13 protein-coding genes are annotated in these 21,903 nt (G+C 59.6%); 7 read left to right on the top strand and 6 right to left on the bottom strand.

The window, feature by feature from the left end; translation table 11 throughout:
• Positions 1 to 193: 193 nt before the first annotated feature.
• Complete coding sequence (gene purM, locus ACVWZ1_RS06065; protein ID WP_457502851.1) at positions 194 to 1,258, bottom strand: phosphoribosylformylglycinamidine cyclo-ligase; 1,065 nt, start codon at positions 1,256 to 1,258, stop codon at positions 194 to 196.
• 144 nt (positions 1,259 to 1,402) lie between these two features.
• Here purM and ACVWZ1_RS06070 point away from each other — a divergent pair, with 144 nt between their 5' ends.
• Positions 1,403 to 2,581 carry a septal ring lytic transglycosylase RlpA family protein gene (locus ACVWZ1_RS06070; protein WP_457502852.1) on the top strand — a complete coding sequence of 393 codons (1,179 nt, stop codon included), beginning with the start codon at positions 1,403 to 1,405 and terminating at the stop codon, positions 2,579 to 2,581.
• On the opposite strand, the gene ACVWZ1_RS06075 is transcribed toward ACVWZ1_RS06070, so the two are convergent.
• The 3 genes from ACVWZ1_RS06075 to ACVWZ1_RS06085 all read right to left on the bottom strand — a co-directional run bounded on the left by ACVWZ1_RS06075 (position 2,582) and on the right by ACVWZ1_RS06085 (position 7,821).
• Complete coding sequence (locus ACVWZ1_RS06075) at positions 2,582 to 3,592, bottom strand: response regulator (protein WP_457502853.1); 1,011 nt, start codon at positions 3,590 to 3,592, stop codon at positions 2,582 to 2,584. It lies immediately after the preceding gene.
• Positions 3,589 to 6,510: a PAS domain S-box protein gene (locus ACVWZ1_RS06080; protein WP_457502854.1), complete on the bottom strand. Its 2,922-nt coding sequence runs from the start codon at positions 6,508 to 6,510 to the stop codon at positions 3,589 to 3,591. The genes ACVWZ1_RS06075 and ACVWZ1_RS06080 overlap by 4 nt, the downstream gene beginning before the upstream one ends.
• 312 nt (positions 6,511 to 6,822) lie before the next feature.
• The gene (locus ACVWZ1_RS06085; RefSeq protein ID WP_011433256.1) at positions 6,823 to 7,821 is read right to left on the bottom strand and encodes a ribose-phosphate pyrophosphokinase; all 999 of its coding nucleotides are present in this window, start codon (positions 7,819 to 7,821) and stop codon (positions 6,823 to 6,825) included.
• 119 nt (positions 7,822 to 7,940) lie between these two features.
• On the opposite strand from ACVWZ1_RS06085, the gene ACVWZ1_RS06090 reads away from it, so the two are divergent.
• The 6 genes from ACVWZ1_RS06090 (at position 7,941) to ACVWZ1_RS06115 (ending at position 19,912) form a co-directional block, all read left to right on the top strand.
• Positions 7,941 to 9,473: an ABC transporter ATP-binding protein gene (locus ACVWZ1_RS06090; protein ID WP_457502855.1), complete on the top strand. Its 1,533-nt coding sequence runs from the start codon at positions 7,941 to 7,943 to the stop codon at positions 9,471 to 9,473.
• Positions 9,474 to 9,627: 154 nt separating this feature from the next.
• Positions 9,628 to 14,304 carry an NINE protein gene (locus ACVWZ1_RS06095; RefSeq protein ID WP_457502857.1) on the top strand — a complete coding sequence of 1,559 codons (4,677 nt, stop codon included), beginning with the start codon at positions 9,628 to 9,630 and terminating at the stop codon, positions 14,302 to 14,304.
• Positions 14,305 to 14,527: 223 nt separating this feature from the next.
• Positions 14,528 to 15,838, top strand: a complete 1,311-nt coding sequence (gene rodA, locus ACVWZ1_RS06100; protein WP_414355699.1) for a rod shape-determining protein RodA — start codon at positions 14,528 to 14,530, stop codon at positions 15,836 to 15,838.
• A gap of 184 nt (positions 15,839 to 16,022) precedes the next feature.
• Positions 16,023 to 17,981 (top strand): acetate--CoA ligase, encoded by a 1,959-nt coding sequence (gene acs, locus ACVWZ1_RS06105; protein WP_414373677.1) that lies wholly within the window; start codon positions 16,023 to 16,025, stop codon positions 17,979 to 17,981.
• 57 nt (positions 17,982 to 18,038) lie between these two features.
• Positions 18,039 to 19,244, top strand: a complete 1,206-nt coding sequence (locus ACVWZ1_RS06110) for a cysteine desulfurase family protein (protein ID WP_457466483.1) — start codon at positions 18,039 to 18,041, stop codon at positions 19,242 to 19,244.
• Between the two features lie 68 nt (positions 19,245 to 19,312).
• Positions 19,313 to 19,912: a CPP1-like family protein gene (locus ACVWZ1_RS06115; RefSeq protein WP_011433251.1), complete on the top strand. Its 600-nt coding sequence runs from the start codon at positions 19,313 to 19,315 to the stop codon at positions 19,910 to 19,912.
• A 34-nt stretch (positions 19,913 to 19,946) separates the two neighbouring features.
• On the opposite strand, the gene ACVWZ1_RS06120 is transcribed toward ACVWZ1_RS06115, so the two are convergent.
• Together ACVWZ1_RS06120 and cdaA are read right to left on the bottom strand one after the other, a co-directional pair.
• Positions 19,947 to 20,693: an isoprenyl transferase gene (locus ACVWZ1_RS06120; protein ID WP_457466482.1), complete on the bottom strand. Its 747-nt coding sequence runs from the start codon at positions 20,691 to 20,693 to the stop codon at positions 19,947 to 19,949.
• Between the two features lie 5 nt (positions 20,694 to 20,698).
• Positions 20,699 to 21,622, bottom strand: a complete 924-nt coding sequence (gene cdaA / locus ACVWZ1_RS06125; protein ID WP_457466481.1) for a diadenylate cyclase CdaA — start codon at positions 21,620 to 21,622, stop codon at positions 20,699 to 20,701.
• Positions 21,623 to 21,903: the final 281 nt, after the last annotated feature.

A 21,903-nucleotide genomic window follows, 5' to 3' on the forward strand; every position in this document is an offset into this window, starting at 1 on the left:
TCAGCAGCGATTAGCAAACGGTCCAAGGCCGAGTTACCCCTATTCCCAAAGAGGACAAATGTCGGGAAGCAGGCTCGGGCAAGAAGGCGGGCAACAGCGCTGAGGCCACATGCCAACTTAGCATAGCGACGGCGAGGATGAGTCGAGGGAACTGGGATCCCTTTCCCCCTTTTGGTGGGGATCCATCGGTTGGCTAGTCGGCAGGGCTTGTGAGGGATCCCCACTGTTCCAGTCCCAGAACGCGGCTTTCCCCTGGACAGGCCGCCACCACCTCCCCAATGGGGAAGGCTTCGGGGAGCAGGGATCTCACCTGATTTTCCGCCTCAGGGGGGATCACCAGCACATAGCCCACCCCCAGGTTGAAGGTGCGGAACATCTCCAAGGTCTCCACCTGGCCCTGTTCTTGGAGCCAGAGAAACTCCTGTGGGATGGGCCAGCTATGGGGCTGCAGCCGCGCCGCCTGGTTGGGGGCCAAACAGCGGGGCAAGTTTTCCGGGATCCCGCCGCCAGTGATGTGGGCCATGCCGTGGATGGCGATCCCTGCTGCCTGCAGCCGCTGCACCGCCTGCACGTAGATGCGGGTGGGGGTGAGGAATACTTCCGCCAAAGGCCGATCCCAGCCGGGAGGCCGGTGATCCCAGCGCCAACCCCGGTCGGCCACAATCCGCCGCACCAAGCTGTAGCCGTTGCTGTGTAGGCCGCTGCTGGGCAAAGCCAACAACCGATCCCCAAGCTGTACCCGCGACCCATCCAGAATGGCCGCCTTCTCCACAATTCCCACACAAAACCCGGCCAGGTCGTACTTCCCAGGGGGATAAAACCCCGGCATCTCCGCCGTTTCCCCGCCCAGCAGTTGGCAGCCCGCTTCCTGGCAGCCCGCCAAGATGCCATCGATCACCTGCAACAGGGCTTCTGGCTCCAGCTTGCCAGTGGCCACATAGTCCAAGAAAAACAGCGGCCGGGCCCCCACCGTCAGCACGTCGTTGACGCACATCGCCACCAGATCAACACCTACCCCCCGGTGCTGACCCCACTGCTGGGCAATGTCCAGCTTTGTCCCCACCCCATCGGTGCCCGCCACCAACACCGGCGCTTGATACCCCGTCGGCAGCTCAAACAGACCGGCAAAGCCGCCGATGCCGCCCAAGGTTCCTGAAGAACCTGAGGACGGAATTTGAATCCGTTCAACGCGCTCGCGGATCCCCCTGACAAAGGCGTGGCCCAGATCGATGTCAACCCCTGCTGAGCGGTAGTCCAAAATGCCAAAACCCCTTATGCTATCAAGACTTGAGCTCCTGTGTCCGACCGTACAAACGGGTCAACTCAGAAACCTATGGTACATTAACTTCTGTTTTAACCGTCGCACTGGAAGTTGTACGAGATTGGAGAGGAGCGCGGCCTCATGCGAAATTGGAAACAGCTTGGACAGGGACTGGATCCCGCCCGCAAAATGGGCTTGGTCAGTTGTCTCTGTGTCACGGCTTTGGGCTTGCCGGCAGGCATGTTGGGCAGCTTGACTTCGCGAGCACAAGCCTCAACGCGAACCGGATCCCCCAACACCCGAGCAGCAGAGCTGTCATCTGACTCCCAATTGCCCTCCCCGGCCACCGACCTCGTTCCCCCTTCCCAACCCGCCACTGCTGCCGCAGCCCCAGTCAGAACGCTGCCGAGAATTCCCCAAACCTCTATCTCCGACCACAAAGGTCTTGCCCCTGCCAAACTGGGTACCCTGAACTTGGATCATCCCTTGAACCGATCTCGCCGGGCGATCCTGCCCCGTCGAGCAGAAGAACCCATTCTCAAGATCGGCGAACAACAGCAGCACACCAACCAGCCCATCTCCACCCTCTACGACTATCAGATGGACGGGCAACAGGTGGTTACTGTCTATGTGCGGGATCTGCCCATTGTCAGTTTTGTCGAGCACCCTGGGCTAGAACCACCGCTGATGCGGGCCAGCACCCTTGTGGCCCAGCTCAACCAAATGGCCCAGGGATCCCTGAAAGACACCACCATCACCCTAGGTTGGGCAGGTTTGGAATTGGCCGAACAAGGCTTGGGTGTTCCTCTCTACACCATTCAGGTCAACAACAAGGAATTGCTGCGCATCGACGATGGAGTGCTGTTGATCGACAACCAGCGCCCGGTGGATGTGGCTGTTTTGGCTGCCAATCGTCTGCGCCGTCTGCTGCTCGATGCCCCGCCCATTGCAGCTCCGGCCCTGCCTCAACCGGCTGCTCTGACCGCCAAAGCCGCTGTTGCAGGTTCCAAGCCGAAAACAGCCCCTCAACAGGAACCCGCCCCTGTCCGCGTGGTTGGGCCTGTGCAAGAGGGCATTGCTTCTTGGTATGACCTGCACCCAACCCGCCATGAGATGACGGCTGCCCACCCCACCCTGCCCTTTGGCACCGAGGTACGGGTGACCAACCTGAAAAACGGACGCCAGGCTGTCGTGCGCATCAACGATCGCGGCCCTTTTATCCCCGGTCGGATCATCGACCTCTCCCTGCGGGCGGCAGAGGTGTTGGGGATGGTGCGCTCGGGGCTGGCACCTGTGCGGGTGGAAGTGCTGCAACGCTAGCTAGGGCACGGGCGAAAAGCGCTTGGAATCGGGGGAATAGCGCCAAGAAATGCCCTCGGGATCCCGGCTGCGGCTCCACTCCGGAAACCCGGTTTTGAATTTCCAATAGGTAATGGCGGAAACCACCACCCCCAAACGTTCCGCCAACTGAGTCTGGTTGAGGGGGCGCAGCGGTGCCCGTGGCGCTGTGGCGGCAGTGGGGCTGGGTGCGGGGGCAGAGCCTGCCGACTCCTGGGAGGGCGTGGTTGCAGGGGTGGGTGCTTCCTGCTCCAACCGGTGACCAGGGCTGGGCTCCTGGGGACGCAGCAGGCTGAACTGGCTCAACAGGCCGACATTTTCCAGGTTCAGGAGATTTTCCAGGTTAGAGGTCTGGTGGATCAGCTCCAGCTCACGGCGAAATTCATCCTCCAGCACCTGCAGGTAGTGTTCCCGCTTCTGCTCCGACTCGGCATCTTTGAGCAGCCCCAAGGCAAAGCTGAGGTTCGAGAGGGGCTCGCTCAGATCCTGCAAGAATTTCTTGAACAGAGTGCCCTTCACGTCCGTGAACTGCTGCAACTGCTGCAGTTTTTGCCGCAGCTCCTCGATTCTTTTCTCTTCCAGCTTGCGGTTCTCGAGGCTCTGGCGGTGGTTGTGCAGGGCAATTTCGATGGTGGTGTAGAGTTCCCGCTCTTTGAAGGGTTTGATGATGTAGCCAAAGGGTCGGGTCTCTTTGACGCGGGAGAGCGTGTCCTCATCGGCGTAGGCCGTCAGATGCACCACCGGAATGTTGAAGCGCTCGGTGATCCGCTTGGCGGCTTCTATGCCATCGATATCGCCTTTTAGGACGATATCCATCAAGACCAAGTCCACCGGCATCTCTTCCAGCCTTCGGATCGCTTCTTCCCCGGAAGAAGCAATGGCGGGCACAGCGTAGCCAAATTTTTTCAGAACGTTGGCAATGTCCTTGGCGATGATCTTCTCGTCTTCGACGACCAGGATACTGCCTTTGACAAGGGGTGGAATTCTCTTCAAGGCTCGCTCCTCGGAAAGGTAATGATGAAGGTGGTACCCGGTTTGCTCCTCAATTGTATCTTGCCCTGTAGCTGATCGGTGAGGGTTGCAACCAGTTGTAAACCCAGAGATTGAGTTTCCTTGAAGTCAAAGTTCGGGGGCAAGCCAACGCCATTGTCGGAGACTCGCAACTGAGTATATTTGCGGGTTTGGCTGAAACAAACCTCTATCTCTCCACTGCGGCCCTTCGGGAAGGCATACTTGAGGCTGTTGGTCACCAACTCGTTGATGATCAGGCCACACAAGACCGCATCGTCCAGGTTGAGGCGGATCCCTTCGGCGCGGATGTTGGCGCGAATGCTCTCGGGGTTTACCCCGTAAGAGTGAAAGAGGTTGGAGATCAAATTGTGTAGGTACTGCTTGAGATCCACAGCGGCCAGATTGTTGGATTGGTACAAACCTTCGTGGATCAAAGACATGGCTTGAATACGGCTGCCGGCATCCTTAAAAACGCGGGCGTACTTGCGGCTTTTGATTTGGTCAGCTTGGAGCCGCAGCAGGCTGGAGATGATTTGCAGGTTGTTTTTGACGCGGTGGTGAATCTCCCGCAGCAGGACTTCTTTTTCCTGAAGGGCAGCTTGGATCTGCAGCTTTGCCCGTTTTTCTTCGGTAATGTCTTCGCAAATGCCGATGATGAAGAGGTTTTTGCCCTCGGGATCCCGGACTGCAGAGACTGCCAGGCGGCACCAAACCACCTTTCCGCTGCGGTGGATGTAGCGTTTTTCCAGGTGGTAGCGATCCCGTTGGCCGTTCAAAACCTCCTGGAAGAGTTGCCAATCTTCCTGAATGTCCTCGGGATGGGTGAGGTCGCAGAAGCTCATGTGGGTCAGTTCGGCAGCGCTATAGCCCAAGATCTCTTCCAGAGCGGGGTTCACTTTTAGGTAATGGCCCCGATGATCGACGATGGAAATGCCCAGGGCTGACTGCTCGAAAATGCCCCGCAAACTCAGCTCGCTTTGGCGAAGGGCTGCCTCAGCTTGCTTGCGCTCGGTAATGTCCAAAATCTGGCTTAGAAAGTAGCTGGGATCCCCTTGGGCTGTGCGCACCAGAGTGATGCGGAGAATGGCATAGACAATTTGGCCGTTCTTGTGGATGTAGCGTTGCTCCTGTTCCCACTGATGCACCTCGCCGGCCAGCAGGCGGTTGCTGTTTTCCAGGGTGGTGGCGATGTCGTCGGGATGGGTGATGTCAAGGACGGTTTTCCCCTTGAGATCCTCCAGGGTGTAGCCCAGGGTTTCGGTAAAAGCGGCGTTGATCTGCAAATAGGTGCCATCCAGGTGGGTCATGGCCTTGGCGATGGGAGCCCACTCAAAGGATTGGCGGAAGCGTTCTTCACTTTCTTTGAGGGCAATTTCTGCCTCCACACGGGCGCTGATGTCGATCACCTGGTTGAGAAACTGGGTGGGCTGTCCTTCCTCGTCGGTGAGAAGGGTGGCCTGAAACAGCACATGAACAACCTGGCCGGAACGATGGGTGTAGCGAATCTGGCGCTGGCTGACGGAGACCTTCCCCGCCAACAAAGCCTCATTGGCCCCCAGCAGTGGGTTGACATCTTCGGGGTGGAGAATGTCCAGTTGCTGCCGATGCTTCAATTCTTCGGGGGTGTAGCCGACAATCTGGGCAAAGGCATCGTTGACCTGGATAAACCGCCCCTGCAAGTCCACAAGGGCAATTCCATTGGGGGCCAGCTCGAAAATCTGCCGGAAATGGTTGGCGCTTTGTTGCCAGGCTTGCTCTATCCGACGACGTTCGGCCTCCAGTTGCTTGGACTCGGTGATGTCTTCGGCGATCCCTGCTACCCGATAGATTTTGCCCTCTTTGTCGGCGATGGGAAAAGTGCGTTCCCGCAACCAAATCAGGCGGCCATCGGTGCGATAAATGCGGAAGACGACATCGGTGGATTTGCCCTCCGATTGGGCTTTGAGGATGGTGGGGAACAACCAGCGATCGTCGGGGTGGATTTGGCGCATCCAGGCTTGGGGGTTGGCGTAAGCCTCTTCGGCGGAAAGGCCCCAAAGGGCTTCGCAGGCTGGGCTGACGTAGATCAGCTCTTTGCTGTAGAGTGTTGTGATCCAAAACAGTTGCTGCGTATTCTCTGCCAGTTGCAGAAAACGATGCTCGCTCTCTCGGCGGGCCTCTTCCAATTGTTGTTGTCGTTCTTTCAGTTGACGGGATGCTGTGATGTCGGTAACAAATCCTTCAAAATAGAGGGGATCCCCCTGGTCGTTGTAGATGGTGCGGGCATTTAAAGAAATCCAAATCAGTCTGCCATCTTTGCGGCAAACTTGGTGCTCAAAATCCACAACTTGACCTTCTTTTAGCATGCGCTGAATGAATTCGGCTCGCTGCTCCGGATCGCTATAGATTTGGGTGCCAATATCGGAGACGTTGTGCATCAAATCCTCAGGGGATTCGTAGCCGAAAATATGGGCCAAGGCCGGGTTGGCAACCAGATATTTGCCCTCTAGGGTGGTTTGAAAAATGCCTTCGACGGCGTTCTCGAAGATCTGCTGGTAGCGGGCAGCAGTGCTGCGGCTGTCTTGCAGTTGGGATTGGAGCTGCTCAAGGGTCTGCCGATGCTCCTGGGCCTGGAGAAGGATTTGCTTCAGGCTGAGGCCAACGAGGTCAATCTGTTCCCGTTCAGAGGAGCTCAATTGGCGAGGGTGGCAGTCAAGCAGGTGCAGATCGGCCAACCGGATCCCCTGCTCAGTTTGCAAGAGAAAGGACTCATGAAAAGGCCATTGCTCAGAGCCGACATCGGGGTTGAAAGGTTCTCCGGCTGGGATCCTTTGCGGATCCCGGTAGAGGATCCCTTTTGAAGGCGAGTGGGGATCGGATCCCGGCTGGGCCAGTTCTAGATAGACCAAAGGTACTTTCAACAGTTGACCCAACAATTGCAACAGCGGGTACAGCGCTGTACCCAGTTCAGTTCGAAGGGACGGCCCTTCCCTGGGAGCAGTCCGCGGGAAAGCAAAACCGTGCACAACGGATCTTGGCGAGCGAGAGATGGGAGGTGACATGGGAAAACCTGGCCGAGGAGCTGGCTCAACCCAGTCCATCACGGTGGATCAGGAGCACCTGTTGGGTTGGTCTGTACAGGGAAAAAGAGCAAGGGATCCCCAGCAGGCGCACCCATTCTGCACCCACTCTACTCTAGCGATACTCTGGAGAAACTTACTTTGAAACTTACTTTAGTGAAACATGCTGCTGACGGAGCTATCTTCATGGATGCGCCAGATCGCTTCCCCCAGCACATTGGCTACCGAGAGAACGGTTAACTCGGGAAAGTGCTGCTCTGGAGGGATGGGGATGGTGTTGGTGACGATCACCTCTTCAAACAGGCCACCCCGCAGGCGTTGAATGGCCGGCTCAGAAAAAACAGGATGAATGGCGCAGGCATAAACCGCTTTGGCTCCCAGCTTGCGCAGCAATTTTGCCCCTTCCGAGATGGTGCCTGCGGTATCGATCATGTCGTCCACAAGGATGGCAGTTTTCCCCCGCACATCCCCAATGAGATTCATGACTTCCACATCGTTGTGGGCTTGGCGGCGCTTGTCAATGATTGCCAGAGGGGCTTCCTTGAGTTTTTTGGCAAAGGCACGGGCACGGGCCACACCCCCCACATCGGGAGAGACGACCACAATGTCTTCGTCGAGCAAGCCCTTTTCCTTGAGGTAAGCCTGTAATACCGGCTGGGCGTAGACGTGGTCGAGGGGAATGTCGAAGTAGCCTTGAATCTGGGCCGAGTGCAGATCCATAGCCAGCACGCGATGAGCTCCCGCCTGGGTAATCATGTTGGCCACCAGCTTGGCGGTGATCGCTTCTCGGCCTGCCGTTTTGCGGTCGGCACGAGCGTAGCCGTAGTAAGGCAAGACAGCGGTGATCTGCCGGGCAGAGGCGCGGCGACAGGCATCGATGATCACCAGCAGTTCCATCAGGTGGTCGTTGACGGGGCGGCAAGTGGGCTGCACCAAGTAGACATCAGCACCCCGGATCGACTCTTGGATTTGGATGTACAGCTCGCCATCGGCAAAGCGCTTGCGCAACATCGGGCCCAGATCCATGCCCAAGTAACGCGCCACCTCTTGAGCCAGAGCCGGGTTAGCGCTGCCTGAGAAGATTTTGAGGCGGTTGCTATCCGAGATGGGTGGCAGGGGGGAAGGGCGGAGAAGAGGGGCAGGGCGAACCACAGATCGATGCTGAACTCGTCCGCAGCCAACGCCTAACGGCGAGCTGTCGCTATCGTAGCACCAGCACTTGCAACCTCAGCAACTGTATTCTTGGGGATTTTCTGGGGAGGCAGGTTACTATGAGCAGAATGAAGGTCGAGCTGCTGCACATCCACAAGCGTTTTGGGGCGGTACAGGCGAACCGCGATGTGTCCTTACGGGTGGAGGCGGGCACGATCCACGGCCTGCTTGGGGAAAACGGGGCCGGCAAAAGTACCTTGGTCAAAATCCTGAGCGGCTTTCTGCGCTGTGATAAGGGGGAGATTTGGATTGATGGGCGACCGGTTCGCATCAACAGCCCTGCAGCGGCCATTCGTCTGGGCATTGGCATGTTGCACCAGGATCCCTTGGATTTTCCTTCTCTGACGGTGCTGGAAAACTTTATTGCCGGGCAGCGGGGGCGCTTGGGTTTGGGGCTGCGAGAAAGCCGGAAACGTCTTGAGAAAGCCTGTGAAGAGTTTGGTTTCAACCTCAACCCCGATGGAGCCATCGGCAGCTTGACGGTGGGGGAACGGCAACAACTGGAAATGCTGCGGTTGCTTTCCCTGGGGATCAACACCTTGATTTTGGATGAGCCGACGACGGGCATTTCTGCAGCGCAAAAAGATCTTTTGTTCGCGGCTCTGAGAAGGCTGGCGGGGCAGGGCAAATCGGTGATCTTCGTCTCCCACAAGCTGGCCGATGTGGAATGCCTTTGCGATCGGGTGACGGTGATGCGGCAGGGGGAGGTGGTGGGGGAGCTGCCTGTTAGGGGTGAAGACATTGCCCTGTTGGAACAGCAGTTGATCGATTGGATGTTCGGGCGGGAGTTGGCACCCCCGGCTCGGCCCCATTCTCCGCAAAGGAGGGCGGATCCCCTGTTGGAGTTGCGCTCCCTGGTGGTGCGGCATGAGCCGTTTGCCTTGGCTTCGCCAGATCTGGCGGTGCAGCCGGGGGAAGTGATTGGGTTGGCCGGTTTGGAGGGCAGTGGGCAACGCTCTTTCCTGCTCACCTGTGCAGGGTTGTTGCCGCCCAGGCGGGGCCAGATCTTGTTGAGGGGGCAGGAGATGACAGGCCGTCCTTACGGCGACTACCTGCGCTGTGGGGTGGGGTTTTCTCCGGCGGATCGGCTGCGGGAAGGGCTGATCCCCGGCCTAACGTTGCAGGAGCATTTTGCCCTCCAGCAGCAGGATCCCTGGATCAACTGGGCTCTGGCCCGTCAGCAGGCCCAAGCGGCCATCGAACACTTCAGCATTCGGGGTCACCCCTACAGCCGGGTGGAGCAACTCTCGGGGGGCAACCAACAGCGCAGTCAGTTGGCTCTCTTGCCCACGCCCCTGAGTCTTTTGCTGATGGAGCACCCAACGCGAGGGTTGGACATTGAGTCGGCGCTGTGGGTCTGGGGGCAATTGCTGGAACGCACCCAAGCGGGTACGGCTATTCTTTTTGCCTCGGCGGATTTGGACGAGATCCTGCAGTACAGCGACCGAGTGATGGTGTTCAGCGGCGGACAGGTCTCGGAACCCATTCCGGCGGCGGAGCTCACCGTTTCACGCCTGGGACAGATGATGACGCTTCCCGTCTTGCGCAGCACTCACAGCAGCGAGATCCCAGGGATCCCGACTGAGGTTTAGAGGGCTAATCGAAGCCCTCTAGCGGTCGCGTCAGCGGTGCGTAGCTCTTTCGCTTTGCCGCAGCAGGAGAAGGATTTGAGAACGGCATGGCAACCGGCTAGAGCAAGGCTTAGAGTAGCAGTAGCCCCAAGCCTTTTGCTCAAGGAGTCCGGCCATGGGATCCCAGGATCGCGCTCCGCCCTCAGGAACAGAGGAGCCGCAATCTGACCGTTCGCGCTCCTCGGACGACGTCCTTTTGCAGCTCACCGTTCGGGGATCCCGGCAGCAAGTCTTGCAGGGTTTGCGGGCCTGGCTGGAGCTGAGCTTGCTGACTCCAGAGCACTTTCGCTTGCTGGTGGAGCAGTATCGGCTAGAGGGGGAGGAACCAAGGTCAGCGGCAGTTTCCCCCAGCGACGAGATCCCGGCTCGTCTTGGCTCGGCCTACGTGCTCTGGATTTTGGGTTTGTTTGGCATCTGTGGCCTGCACCGTTTTTATCTGGGCCGCTGGCGGACGGGTTTGCTCTGGCTGTTGACCTTTGGGCTGCTGGGGATCGGTCAGCTCCTGGATTTGATTTGGATCCCGGGGATGGTGCGGGAAAGAAATGCTCGCCTGGCTGGATCTGGAGTTGAGGCGGGAGAAGAGCCCCAAGCTGCCCCTCAACCTGTTCGCGCCAGCGGTGCGGAGCACTATCGCGCTACTCGGACGGAGTCCTTGTCCCCCTCTCCCCCGGCACTGGCTGTTTTGCTGCGGAACTTGCTGTCCGAGCTAAGCGTGACTTGGCTGTTGCTGCTGGGCCTGTTTTTGGTGGTGGTGTCCTCCGGGGTGCTGGCGGCCAGCCGCTGGGAGCAATTTTCCCCAACTGCCCAGTATGGGGTGCTCTTGGCCTACACGGCGGCTTTTGGGGCGGGCGCTGGGTGGGCTCAGCGGCAGGAAGGGCTGCGTCTAACCGGCCAGACTCTCGAGGCCATTGCCTTGCTGCTGGTGCCGGTGAACGTGTGGGCGCTGGATGGGCTGGGGATCCCTTGGGGGATCCGTATCCTGGCGCTGGGCTTGCTGCTGGGGATCCCGTTGGCGGCTGGGCGGCAGGTGCGCTCGCTGGGTTTGTTCGCGCCAGCGGTGCGGAGCACTAGTGCCGGATACGCCTTTTATGGAACCTTGGTGAACTTTTTGTCCCTCTCCGGCTTGCACGCTTTCTGGAGCCTGGGGCCGCAGGAGCTTCGCCCCACGGTTGCCCTGGGGATCCTGTATCTGGGGATCCTCAGCACCGTGATTTACACCTGGAGCCGCCGGTCTCTAGAATTACGGGGCTCCAGGCTCTGGCTAATCGGGGCTGCCGGATCCCTGTTGATCCTGCGGGGGCTGCTGTCTGGGCATGTCCAAGTGTCGCAGTTGGGGTTGGCGGTGGCCCTGTTGGGTTGGCTGGCAGCGGAATGGCCCCAGGGATCCCCGCACATCGTAGCAGAAGGCGCTCAGGAGGGGATGCTCTCCCGCTGGTGGGATGGAAGCTGGGTGCTGTTGGTGGTGGGCTGGCTGCTGGCCGCCATTGGCTTGGCGGAGAGCCGTTTCAGCGGCTGGCAGTTGCCGGGCATTAGCCTGCTGGGGATCCATGTTCTAACCGGGCGTCTGCGCCGACACACCCAGTCGCGTCAGCAGGACGAGATCCTCAGGGTGCATTTGACGTTGCTATTCTTGCTGGGCCTGGAAACTTGCTGGGCTTTTTGGCAGGTGTGGCCCCCAAGCTGGCGGCAAGCAGTTGTGGCTACAGTGATCAACTGGTTTCAGCCCCTTGATTCCTCCTGGGGATTGCTGGGGTTGGTGCTACTGCCCTACGAGGTGCTGTGGTTGGGGTTGGCGGCCCGCTGGCAGAGGAGCACTCCAGAAGCCGGCGAGACAGACTTTTCTGGGCTGGTGGAACCAACAGAGCGCTTGGTTTTGGGGCTAGGGGGATCCCTGCTGCTCTTGAGCCTTCCCTATCCGGCCATTCGCTTTTGGCACTTGCTTTTGAGCGCCGGGATCCTGGCCTGGTGGCTACAACAAAAGTCCAGATCAGGAGAAACTCCCAACTTTCTTTGGGTACTCCTGACCCACGCCTACGGAGTGGGGGCACTGCTAGCCGGGATCCGCTGGCTTTTGCCCGACTTGTTCGCGCCAGCGGTGCGGAGCACTAGCTTGTCCGCTTGGGGAGTGGTTCTGCTGTTGGTGGGTCTATTGCAATGGGCAGGGCGGGTGGCTCTGGGTGGGTCAGGGCGCTTTTGGGGATTGCCCGTGGGGCTGTGGCAGCGAAGTGCAGATGGCATAGGGTCGGTGTTGGTGGGATCCAGCTACTTGGCGTTTTTGCTGCAACGGTTCCTTGATTCGTCTGCGACTGGTGAACAATCCATGGGCTGGCTGTGGCTGCTGGTGCCTCTTGCTTTAACGGCAGCTCAGGTATTGGCCCTGCCCCCCCTGGAGTTCATGCCCCGCTGGCTGCAGAGCCCAGAGCAAGGGGAGGTGGGATCCCTTTCCTGGCGGCAGGGGATCCCGGAGCGCGGGTCTTTGCGTTTCCCGGCAGTTCTCTCCCTTTTGCTGGCCCAGTTACTCACCTTTGGAAGGCCGGGGGTTGAGTTTCTGGGTCTGGGCTTGGGGTTGCTGCTGATGGCCACTCAGGTGTGGGTGTGGGCCTCTTTCCCCTCCGCCGACCATGAGCTCCACACCGCCAACGCAGTTGTTCCAGCAGAGGTGCTGTTGACAGTGACGTTTGGCTGGGGGTTCGGTCTGGTGGGAATCCATCGGCTGTTCCCCGCTTTAACGGAGTCAGAATGGCTGACGGCCTTGGGGGTGCTGCTGTTGTTCGCGACAGCGGTGCGGAGCACTAGCGGCTGTCGCTACAGCCTAGGGACTCCGTTCCACTACCTCTCTCCCCGCCTTCGGGCAGCTTACCGACCGGTGCTGGATGGCTTTGGCTTTCTGCTGGGGATCGTACTTTTACTTTCCCTAACGTTGCAGACATTGCAGCCAGAAGCAGGTCGCATCGGTGGTGGAAAGTACCTGGATTCCCCAGTGGCTCTGACCCTGGCCTCTGGGACTGTCCTGGTGGCCATTGTTTTGCGGCTTTGGGTGGAAGTGGCTCCCGCTTTTTATCGCGACGGCGGTGTCCATCCTGCTGGCTTGGAGAGCGAAAGCCCGTCTCCTTCCAGGGCGGAGGATGTCTCAACTGGCGGCAGCGGTCAGGAGGCTTCGTCGGCCATCTCATGGTCTGTAATGGAGGGGCTGTCCTATGGGCTGATCTGGGCTTTGGAGCTGTTGGTGGCCAGCAGCCTCTTGTGGGTGGTACAGGGATCCCGTCCTGTTGCCCCTCTGCTTGCCGTCATCAATCTAAGCCTGGGGATCCTCTTTTGGATTGGGCCGGAGAAACTCCTCTTTGAGCGGCCCGATCGCGCTGGTGGGACAAAGTCTTTGGGGGGGCAGCTCCTGCAACAGGTCAGGGCCCTGAGCTTCTGGCGGACGGGGCCTTTGATCTATGCAGGGTTGGGCTGGCTGGGATCCCATGCCCAGTGGAGTGAGGTAACGGGCTTGGGCAGCTTAGGTCTCTCCATCGTGTTGCTGGGCCTGGGGCGTCGACAGGCGGTCCAACGGGCGCAAGAGCAAGGCCGGGAAGACCTCCGTCCTGCCAACTGGAAAGGGCTCCTGGGCGCTTGGGGCGTGTCTGTGGCCGCCTACGAGAGCTGGGTTTACTTCCTCAGCCAGCGAACTAGGGGATCCCTGGCAAATGGGTTGGTGTTGATCGCTTTGTTAGGGCTGAGCTTGGCCTGGGGCTACGGCTTTTGTCCCCCTTGGCTGGCGGCGACCCTGCAGCTTAAAAGAGCTGGGTTGCGCTGGATGGCCTTGGCCAACTGGGCTCTGGCCAGCCTTGTCCTCTGGTCTGCCCTTTTCGATCCTCGCCTCAGCCGTTGGGGACAGCTCCTCTGGGTGCTGACGGGATCCGGCCTGGTGGCCTATGCCGCCGGACAGGCGAGAACCTCAACTTCAGAATCTCCGACAGAGCGAAATTGGGCGCCAACGGTCTGGGGTTACCTCAGTGCATGGCAAGGAGCTGGGGTTCTGCTGGGCGGTGTGTTCCTGGGGCTGCCGCAGCTATCCATAGCGCGATGGGCCGGATCCCTGCTCTGTGGGCTGGGGCTGGTTTACCATGGCTTGCCCTGGCGAGGGTGGGGCTGGCCGTCGGATCCCTGGCACAATACGGCCTTGGTGCTACCCCTGACTGCGTTTCTGGTAACCGGGGGAGGAAACAACACCCTTAATCTGCTGTTGGGGGCAACCTACTATGCTCTGCTGTCCGTCTGGAGATCCCAGGTGCGCCTGGGCTACATCAGCTTGTTTTTGAGCAACTGGATCCTCTGGGATTACATCCAGCAACAGGACTGGTCTTCTCTCACGTTCTCCGCTCTACCCTTGGTGGGATCCCTGCTCTATGTGGCCCAGGTGGATCCGGGATTACAGGAAGCCAGCGGGCGACAGGGGCGACATTGGCTGCGGCTGGTTTCCTTGGGCACATGGCTGCTGGTGGTGATGGTGGAAACCCACGGGCAACTGTGGGCGGGATTTTGGCCGGTGGGGCTGGGCTTAGCTTTGGGTCTGCTGGGCTTGGCCTTGCGGGTAAGAGCTTATCTCTTCGTGGGCACGCTGGCTTTTGGGCTGGGGATCCTGCGGCAGGGATGGCTACTGGTGACAGCTTATTCGCTGCTGTTCTGGGCCACTGGGATCCTGCTGGGCCTGCTCCTCATTTGGACGGCAGCCAATTTTGAACGGCGTCGAGAAGAAGTGGGATCCCACATCTCCGCTTGGCTAGGGCAACTGCAGAGCTGGGAATGAAAGAATCCTGAGTCCAGCCAATCTGAGCAGGATCAACTTGAGGAGGGCTGACCTGTTCGCGACAGCGGTGCGGAGCACTACTGAGGCCCTATCAGAGGAGGCGAACACGCCAGAAAATGGATCGACGAGGAATCGACACTCAACGCGAGTGATGAGAAAACAAGTCGGTAGGGCAGGGGGTATGTCAAACTGAGGCTGGCCTTGCTTTGGAGGATCGGGTCTATTGCTGGGCAACGCTGACCCAAAGGTGTCTTCTCAGCCTGGGTGGAAAAAGCTCCTGCGGCAAATCTTGGCTCCTTGGCGGGAGTTCGATGGCATTTTGCTGGCCACAGTGCTGGCCTTGACGGGCATCGGTATTGTTGCTATCCGCAGTGCGGTCTGGGAGCGGCCCATCAGCCACTACTGGGTACAGCAGTTGATCATGGCCGGGATCAGCCTGGCGTTTTTGGGAGTGGTGGCCCGGATTCCATATGAGCGGCTGTTGCGCTGGCACTGGTTCACCTACTTCCTGACCTTGGCGAGTTTAATTGCAGTGCTCTTTTTCGGCACAGCAGGCGGAGGAGCGGAGCGCTGGCTCTCCATCGCCGGCTTTCAGGTGCAGCCTTCTGAGTTTGCCAAGCTGGGGGTAATCATCACCCTGGCCGCTCTCCTGCACCACTGGCCGATCAAATACTTCAGCCAGATTTGGGTGGCTGTTGCCGTCGTCGCTCCCCCCTGGATCTTGATTTTCCTGCAGCCCAACCTGGGCACTGCCCTGGTGTTTGTGGTGATTGTGCTGGTCATGCTCTACTGGGCCGGGGCCAAGGGCAGTTGGATCCTCTTGCTTTTGTCGCCGGGGGTGGGAGCCATTCTCTATGGCTTACACACTCGCCCAGAGCAGAGCTGGATGCTTTGGATTTGGCTGCTCTGGTGTCTGGGAATGGCGGGGTTGGCCGCTTGGCGTCTCCCCTGGCGGTGGACGGGGGCCGTAACTTTTGGGGTGATCAACCTGCTCTCGGGGCAGTTGGGGCAGCTAGCTTGGCACCTTCTCAAGCCCTATCAGCGGCGGCGGCTGGAGATTTTCATCGATCCCATGCAAGAGCCTTGGGGATCCGGCTATCACCTCATTCAATCCCGCATTGCCATCGGGGCCGGTGGCCTCTGGGGACAGGGCATCCAGCAGGGCACCCAAACCCAACTGGACTTTATCCCCGAACAGCACACGGATTTTATTTTCTCGGCCATTGGGGAAGAGATGGGCTTTGTGGGCACCCTGACGGTGCTGATCCTGTTCTGGATCCTGTGTGCGCGGCTGATCTGGATTGCCCAAGGGGCCAAGGACAATTTTGGATCCCTGATCACCATTGGGGTGCTGGCAATGATCCTGTTTCAGGCAGTAGTCAACATCGGCATGACCATCGGCCTGGCCCCCATTACCGGTTTGCCTTTGCCTTTTTTGAGCTATGGCCGCTCGGCTCTGCTGACCAATTTTCTGGCCATCGGCTTGGTGGAGTCGGTGGTGATGCACCGCCAACGTGCCACCTTTTTCACCTGAGCCCTGCCTGGGAATACCCCTGAACCACTTCTCATTCAAAAAATCTTCAGAATCTTTACAATCAATTGAGATTGCCTGCCTATCCCTTGCCCTACCCTCGCCGGGATTTGTATTCTACTGCAATTCCATCCCCTCGCCCTTCTGTGGGCGTTGCAGAACTTCTTTTCCTCACTCATCTTTGACCATGTCTCAACCCGCCCTCGAATCCATCCTGCAGGAAAAGCGCCTTTTCCCCCCGCCCCCTTCGTTTGTGCAACAGGCCCGCATCACCCCCAGTCGCTACCAACAGCTTTGTCAGGAAGCCGAGGCGGATCCCTTAGGTTTTTGGGAACGGCTGGCTCGGCAGGAGTTGCACTGGTTTCAGCCTTGGCAGCAGGTGTTGCACTGGGATCCTCCCCAGGCGCAGTGGTTTGTGGGAGGACAGCTCAACCTCAGCTACAACTGCTTGGATCGCCACCTGGAAAATGGCCGCCGCCACAAACTGGCCCTGATCTGGGAGGGAGAACCGGGGGACATTCGCACCTTGACCTATGAGCAGCTCCATCGCGAGGTCTGCCGTTGGGCCAACGGCCTGAAGGCCCTGGGCATTCAAAAAGGGGATCGGGTGGGGATCTACATGCCGATGATCCCGGAAGCCGTCATGGCCATGCTGGCCTGTGCTCGGCTCGGGGCAGCCCATACGGTGGTGTTTGGGGGCTTTAGCGCGGAGGCTCTCAAGGAGCGGCTGCGGGATGCGGAAGCCAAAGCCGTGATCACCGCCGATGGGGGCTGGCGCAAAGATGCGATTGTCCCCCTCAAGCCGCAGGTGGACTTGGCGCTGGCAGAGGGAGTGCCCACTGTCGAAAACGTCTTGGTGGTGCGGCGGACGGGGCAAGCCGTGCCGATGACCCCAGGCCGAGATGTTTGGTGGCATGAGCTGGCTCCTGGCTTGGAGGAAGCGTGCCCTGCCGAGCCGATGGACTCGGAGGCGATGCTGTTTATCCTCTACACCTCCGGCACCACCGGCAAGCCCAAAGGCGTTGTCCACACCAGCGGCGGCTACAACCTCTACACCCACATCACCTGCCAGTGGATCTTCGATTTGCACGAAGAAGACATCTACTGGTGTACTGCCGATATCGGTTGGATCACGGGACACAGCTACATCGTCTATGGCCCCCTCTCCAACGGGGCAACGGTGTTTATGTACGAAGGGGCGCCGCGACCGTCCAAGCCCGATTGCTTCTGGGAGTTAATCGCCCGTCACCGCATCTCCATTTTTTACACTGCTCCAACGGCCATCCGGGCCTTTATGAGAAGTGGCGACGCCCTGCCCCGTCGGCATGATCTCTCTTCGCTGCGCCTGTTGGGCACGGTTGGCGAGCCGATCAATCCCGAAGCTTGGATGTGGTACCACACCGTCATCGGCAACGAGCGCTGCCCCATTGTGGATACCTGGTGGCAGACCGAAACCGGCGGCATTATGATTTCGCCCTTGCCGGGGGTTACCGCCACCAAGCCGGGATCGGCTACCCGTCCTTTTCCGGGCATTCAAGCAGATGTTGTCGATATGGAGGGGAACCCGGCACCCGAAGGGGGGTATTTGGTGATCCGTCGCCCCTGGCCGGGCATGATGCGCACTATCTATAGAGATCCGCAGCGGTTCCGCACCAGCTACTGGGAGCGGATCCCTCCCCAAGATGGGCAGTATTTCTACTTTGCCGGGGATGGGGCCCGCCGGGATGAAGACGGTTATTTTTGGGTGATGGGCCGGGTGGACGATGTCATCAATGTGGCAGGACATCGCCTCGGCACGATGGAACTTGAATCGGCCTTGGTGTCTCATCCTGCAGTTGCCGAAGCGGCTGTGGTCGGTCGCCCAGATGACCTCAAAGGCGAGGTGATCGTGGCCTTTGTCATCCTGTCGGAGGGCTATGAGCCCAGCGAAGCGCTGCGCCAAGCGTTGATGCAACATGTGGTCTCCGAAATCGGGGCCATTGCCCGCCCCAGCGAAATTCGCTTCACCGAGGCCCTGCCCAAAACCCGCTCCGGCAAGATCATGCGCCGTTTGCTGCGGGATTTGGCGGCTGGCGCCGGCATCAGTGGCGATACCTCCACCCTCGAAGATCGCGGGGTGCTAGAACGGCTGCGCCAAGGGGTATGAGCCGACCACAACCCCGCACTAAGATGAGGACATTGAGTCCTGGGTTGTGAAGTCTTCATGTTGCCTCTGGATCCCACCCTGTACTTCGACCACAGCGCCACCACTCCCCCCCGGCCCGAGGTCATTGAGGCCATGCGGATGGCGATGCAGGAAAGCTGGGGCAATCCCTCTAGCTTGCATGGGTGGGGAGAACGGGCCGCCATGGTCATGGAGCGGGCGCGGCAGCAGGTGGCCGAGCTGCTTAACTGTGAGCCGGAGGCGCTGCTGTTTACCTCGGGGGGGACAGAATCCAACAACTTGGCCCTCTTTGGGGTGGCCCAGCGCTACTCTACTCCCCAACATCTCATCATCTCCAGCGTCGAGCACGCCTCGGTGGAAAATGCTGCCCGCCAGTTGCAGTCCCAGGGTTGGCAGGTCACCCGTCTGCCGGTGAACGCCGCCGGCCAGGTGGATCCCCGGACTTTAATCCGAGCCTTGCAGCCCAACACCGTTTTGGTCTCCATCGTCCACGGGCAAAATGAGGTGGGATCCCTGCAACCCATTGCCGAGCTGGGCCACATCTGCCGCCAAGCTGGGGTACTGTTCCACAGCGATGCTGTGCAGACGGTGGGGCGGATCCCGTTGGATCTGACACAACTGCCGGTGGATCTGCTCTCCCTTTCCGGGCACAAGCTCTACGGGCCGCAGGGGGTGGGGGCACTGTACGTGCGCCCAGGGGTGGAGCTGCGACCGCTGCTGCGGGGGGGCGGGCAAGAACGGCGGCTGCGCGCCGGTACCCAAGGGATCCCGGGAATTGTCGGCTTGGGAGTGGCGGCGGCTCTGGCGGCCCAGGAGCTGTCCCAAGAAACGGCCCGCCTACGGCAATTGCAACGGCATTTGGCCCAGTTGCTGGCGGAGGTGCCCGGTTTGCGGCTGACCGGCCCTGTGGATTTGGAGCAGCGTCTGCCCCACCACCTCAGCTACTGCACCGCAGGGATCCCCGGGAATGTGCTGGTCAGGGCTCTGAGCCGCCAGGGGATCGCCATTAGCGCCGGCTCCGCCTGTAGCAGCGGCCAACTGATCCCCAGCCGCATCCTCTTGGCCATGGGCTATTCGGAAGCCGAGGCACTGGGATCCATTCGCCTTAGCCTTGGCAAAGCCACCACCTACGCTGCGGTCGAGTATGTAGCCCGATGTCTACAAACGGAGCTTGCCTCCATCTCCAAATCCGTAGCCTTGGGGAATGCGGCAACTCAATCCCCGTTGTCGATCCCCGTCACGTAGCCGGATCGAAGGTTGGGCAGGCTGGGTTAAGGTGATAGAGAGTTAAAGGGCTGGTCGCTATGGCTGAGATGAGTCCGTATCAGGTGTTGGGAATTAGCGAAGAAGCCTCTTTTGAAGAGATTCAATCGGCGCGGGCTCGGCTCCTGGCCAGCTTGGGCGCCGATGAACAGCAGCAAGAGCGGGTGGAGCAAGCCTACGATGCCATCCTGATGCAGCGCCTGCGCCTGCGCAAAGAGGGCAAAATCGCCGTTCCCGATCGCATTCGCTACGCCGAACAACGGGCTGCCCATCCTGAGCCGGAGCTGAGTTTGCCTCGCCCTGCTGCCCAAAATCCCCCCTGGGTCAGCCGCTGGTTGGATACCCCCTCTACCGCCGATGCCCTCTGGCCTGCGGCGCTGCTGGGTGGGCTGGGGGGTTGGGTTATCCTGGCTCCCGATGAGTACCCCTCGCTGCAACTGGCCTTGGGGCTGATGGCTTGTATCTATTTCCTGTACCGCAAAGAGCGCCGCTTCATTCGCGCTTTTCTCTTGGCCCTGGCGGGCCTGAGCCTGGGGCTGATGTTGGCCTACGGCATTGCCCTTCCTCTCACCGGTGGCGATGCTCCTGGCGCGCTGTTGGTGGGGATCACGTTTACGGTGATGTGGTTGGTGACCAGCTTTTTGCGCTAGCTGCCGGTTTGCGACAGATATTCAACCTGGAACCTCACCTGCCAAACCGCCGCTGCCGCGACTGATAGCTAAGCAAGGCTTGGTGAAAAGCGGCTCGGTCAAAATCCGGCCAGAGAATGGGGGTGAAATACTGCTCGGTGTAGGCCATCTGCCAGAGCAGGAAGTTGCTGATGCGCATCTCGCCGCTGGTACGGATCAGCAGATCAGGATCCGATAAGCCGGTGGTGTAGAGAAATTGGGAAAAGAGGGCCTCGTCAATCTGATCCGGCTGCAGCAGCCCCTGCTGCACCAAGGTGGCAATGGAGCGGCAGGCCTGCAGGATCTCCTGTCTTCCCCCGTAGTTGAGGGCCACCGTCAGGCAAATGCCCTTGTTGTGCTGGGTGCATTCCACCGCATGCACGATGGTTTCCTGCAGAGAGTGGGGCAGAGCCGACAACTGGCCGGCAAACTGGATGCGCACCCCCTGCTGCACCATTTCCCCCAACTCCCGCCACAGCACCTGTTCGAACAACGTCATGAGGAAATCCACTTCCTCGCGGGCACGGCCCCAGTTCTCGGTGGAGAAGGCATAGGCGGTAAGGGCCGGGATCCCCCAATCATTGCAACAGCGCAGCAGCTCCTTCAGGGCCGCTACCCCTCGCTGATGCCCAACGCTGCGGGGTAAACCCCGTTTTTGCGCCCAACGCCTGTTGCCATCCATCACCACCGCCACATGGCGGGGCAACAACTGGGGATCCAGGTCGGCAGGCAAGTGCAGAAGATGGGCAGGAGAAAGGGTCATGGGGATCAGTCTTTCGGGAGGGTTTTCTCAGGTTTGCGAAAGAGTTTAGTTAGATCGGAGAGGGATCCCCACCAGCGCAGCGGCCCATTGCGAAACCAGGGGTGGGCCCACAATCCCTTTAGCGGAGCATCTCGTTTTTTGGCATCGCGGGGATTGCGCAACCGCTGTACCAGCAGTTCGTGTAACTTGGCACTGGTCAGAGGTCGCTCGATGCGCCCACCCTCCGCCAGCGAGATGCAGCCCGTTTCTTCTGAGACCACAATACACAAGCAATTGGTCTGTTCTGTGATCCCCATCGCAGCACGGTGCCGTGTGCCCAGTTGCCGAGAGGCGGCCCGCTCCGAAACCGGTAGGATTACCCCCGCTGCGCGAATGCGATCCCGATGGATGACCACAGCCCCATCATGCAACAAAGTTGAAGTCTGGAAAATGGTCTGCAGGATCTCCCGCGACACCCGCGCCTGCAGAGGTACCCCTTTGTCGGTAAAGACCCGCGAGTCAATCGGCTGCTCTGGCTCGATGACAATCAGCGCTCCTGTGCGGTTTTGGGAAAGTTCTCGCACCGCTTGCACCAGTTCTTCCACCAAATCTTCCTCAGGATCCTCCTCGTCGTCGCCTGCGTTGCTTGGCCACTCCATGCGGATAGCTCTTGCCAGTTGCTCCAGCAGCCGGCGAAACTCCGGTTGAAAGAGCACGCCCATGGCTACGGCTGCGCCCAGGAGCAGGCGATCCAAGATCAGGTGAACCAAGGGCAGAGAGGCTGTGGCCAGGTACAGCACCAACAGCACTATAAATCCCCGCACCAGCACCCCAGCACGACTCTCGCGGGTGTAATAGAGAGCCAAGGCCAACAGAAAGACGGCCAGAGCCCAGTCCAAGAGGCTGAGAAAGTTAAACTGCTGTAGCCAAGCCCATAAGGCCGCCAGCATGGCGAAAAACCCCGTTCACGCTCCCCTCATTGCGGGCCTTCTGACTGTGCCGTTCTGCACCTCAGAACCCCTGTTGGACTGCGGCCCCCAGACCAGCCTACCACTCACCTCCTGGCTGTCTTCCAGTCTTTCTCGCATGAGGTGCGTTGGCTGCGGTCGGCGCTGCCAGGAAAGGCTGTGCCTCTAGTAAACTACCCGGCTCCGACCGCTAAGCGGTACGGAGCGGGCTTTCAGTAGCCCTGAGCCTGTTCTGCTCTACCAGAGAACAAAACAAGCCCGGA

This window comes from Thermostichus sp. MS-CIW-25, from assembly GCF_054060015.1.

What these genes read in the sequence shown, in the direction of transcription:
- ACVWZ1_RS06120 (WP_457466482.1), bottom strand. Translation starts at nt 20,693, where the DNA reads ATGACCCTTTCTCCTGCCCATCTTCTGCACTTGCCTGCCGACCTGGAT.
- ACVWZ1_RS06110 (WP_457466483.1), top strand. Translation starts at nt 18,039, where the DNA reads ATGTTGCCTCTGGATCCCACCCTGTACTTCGACCACAGCGCCACCACT.
- ACVWZ1_RS06090 (WP_457502855.1), top strand. Translation starts at nt 7,941, where the DNA reads ATGAGCAGAATGAAGGTCGAGCTGCTGCACATCCACAAGCGTTTTGGG.
- cdaA (WP_457466481.1), bottom strand. Translation starts at nt 21,622, where the DNA reads ATGCTGGCGGCCTTATGGGCTTGGCTACAGCAGTTTAACTTTCTCAGC.
- ACVWZ1_RS06095 (WP_457502857.1), top strand. Translation starts at nt 9,628, where the DNA reads ATGGGATCCCAGGATCGCGCTCCGCCCTCAGGAACAGAGGAGCCGCAA.
- acs (WP_414373677.1), top strand. Translation starts at nt 16,023, where the DNA reads ATGTCTCAACCCGCCCTCGAATCCATCCTGCAGGAAAAGCGCCTTTTC.
- ACVWZ1_RS06115 (WP_011433251.1), top strand. Translation starts at nt 19,313, where the DNA reads ATGAGTCCGTATCAGGTGTTGGGAATTAGCGAAGAAGCCTCTTTTGAA.
- ACVWZ1_RS06070 (WP_457502852.1), top strand. Translation starts at nt 1,403, where the DNA reads ATGCGAAATTGGAAACAGCTTGGACAGGGACTGGATCCCGCCCGCAAA.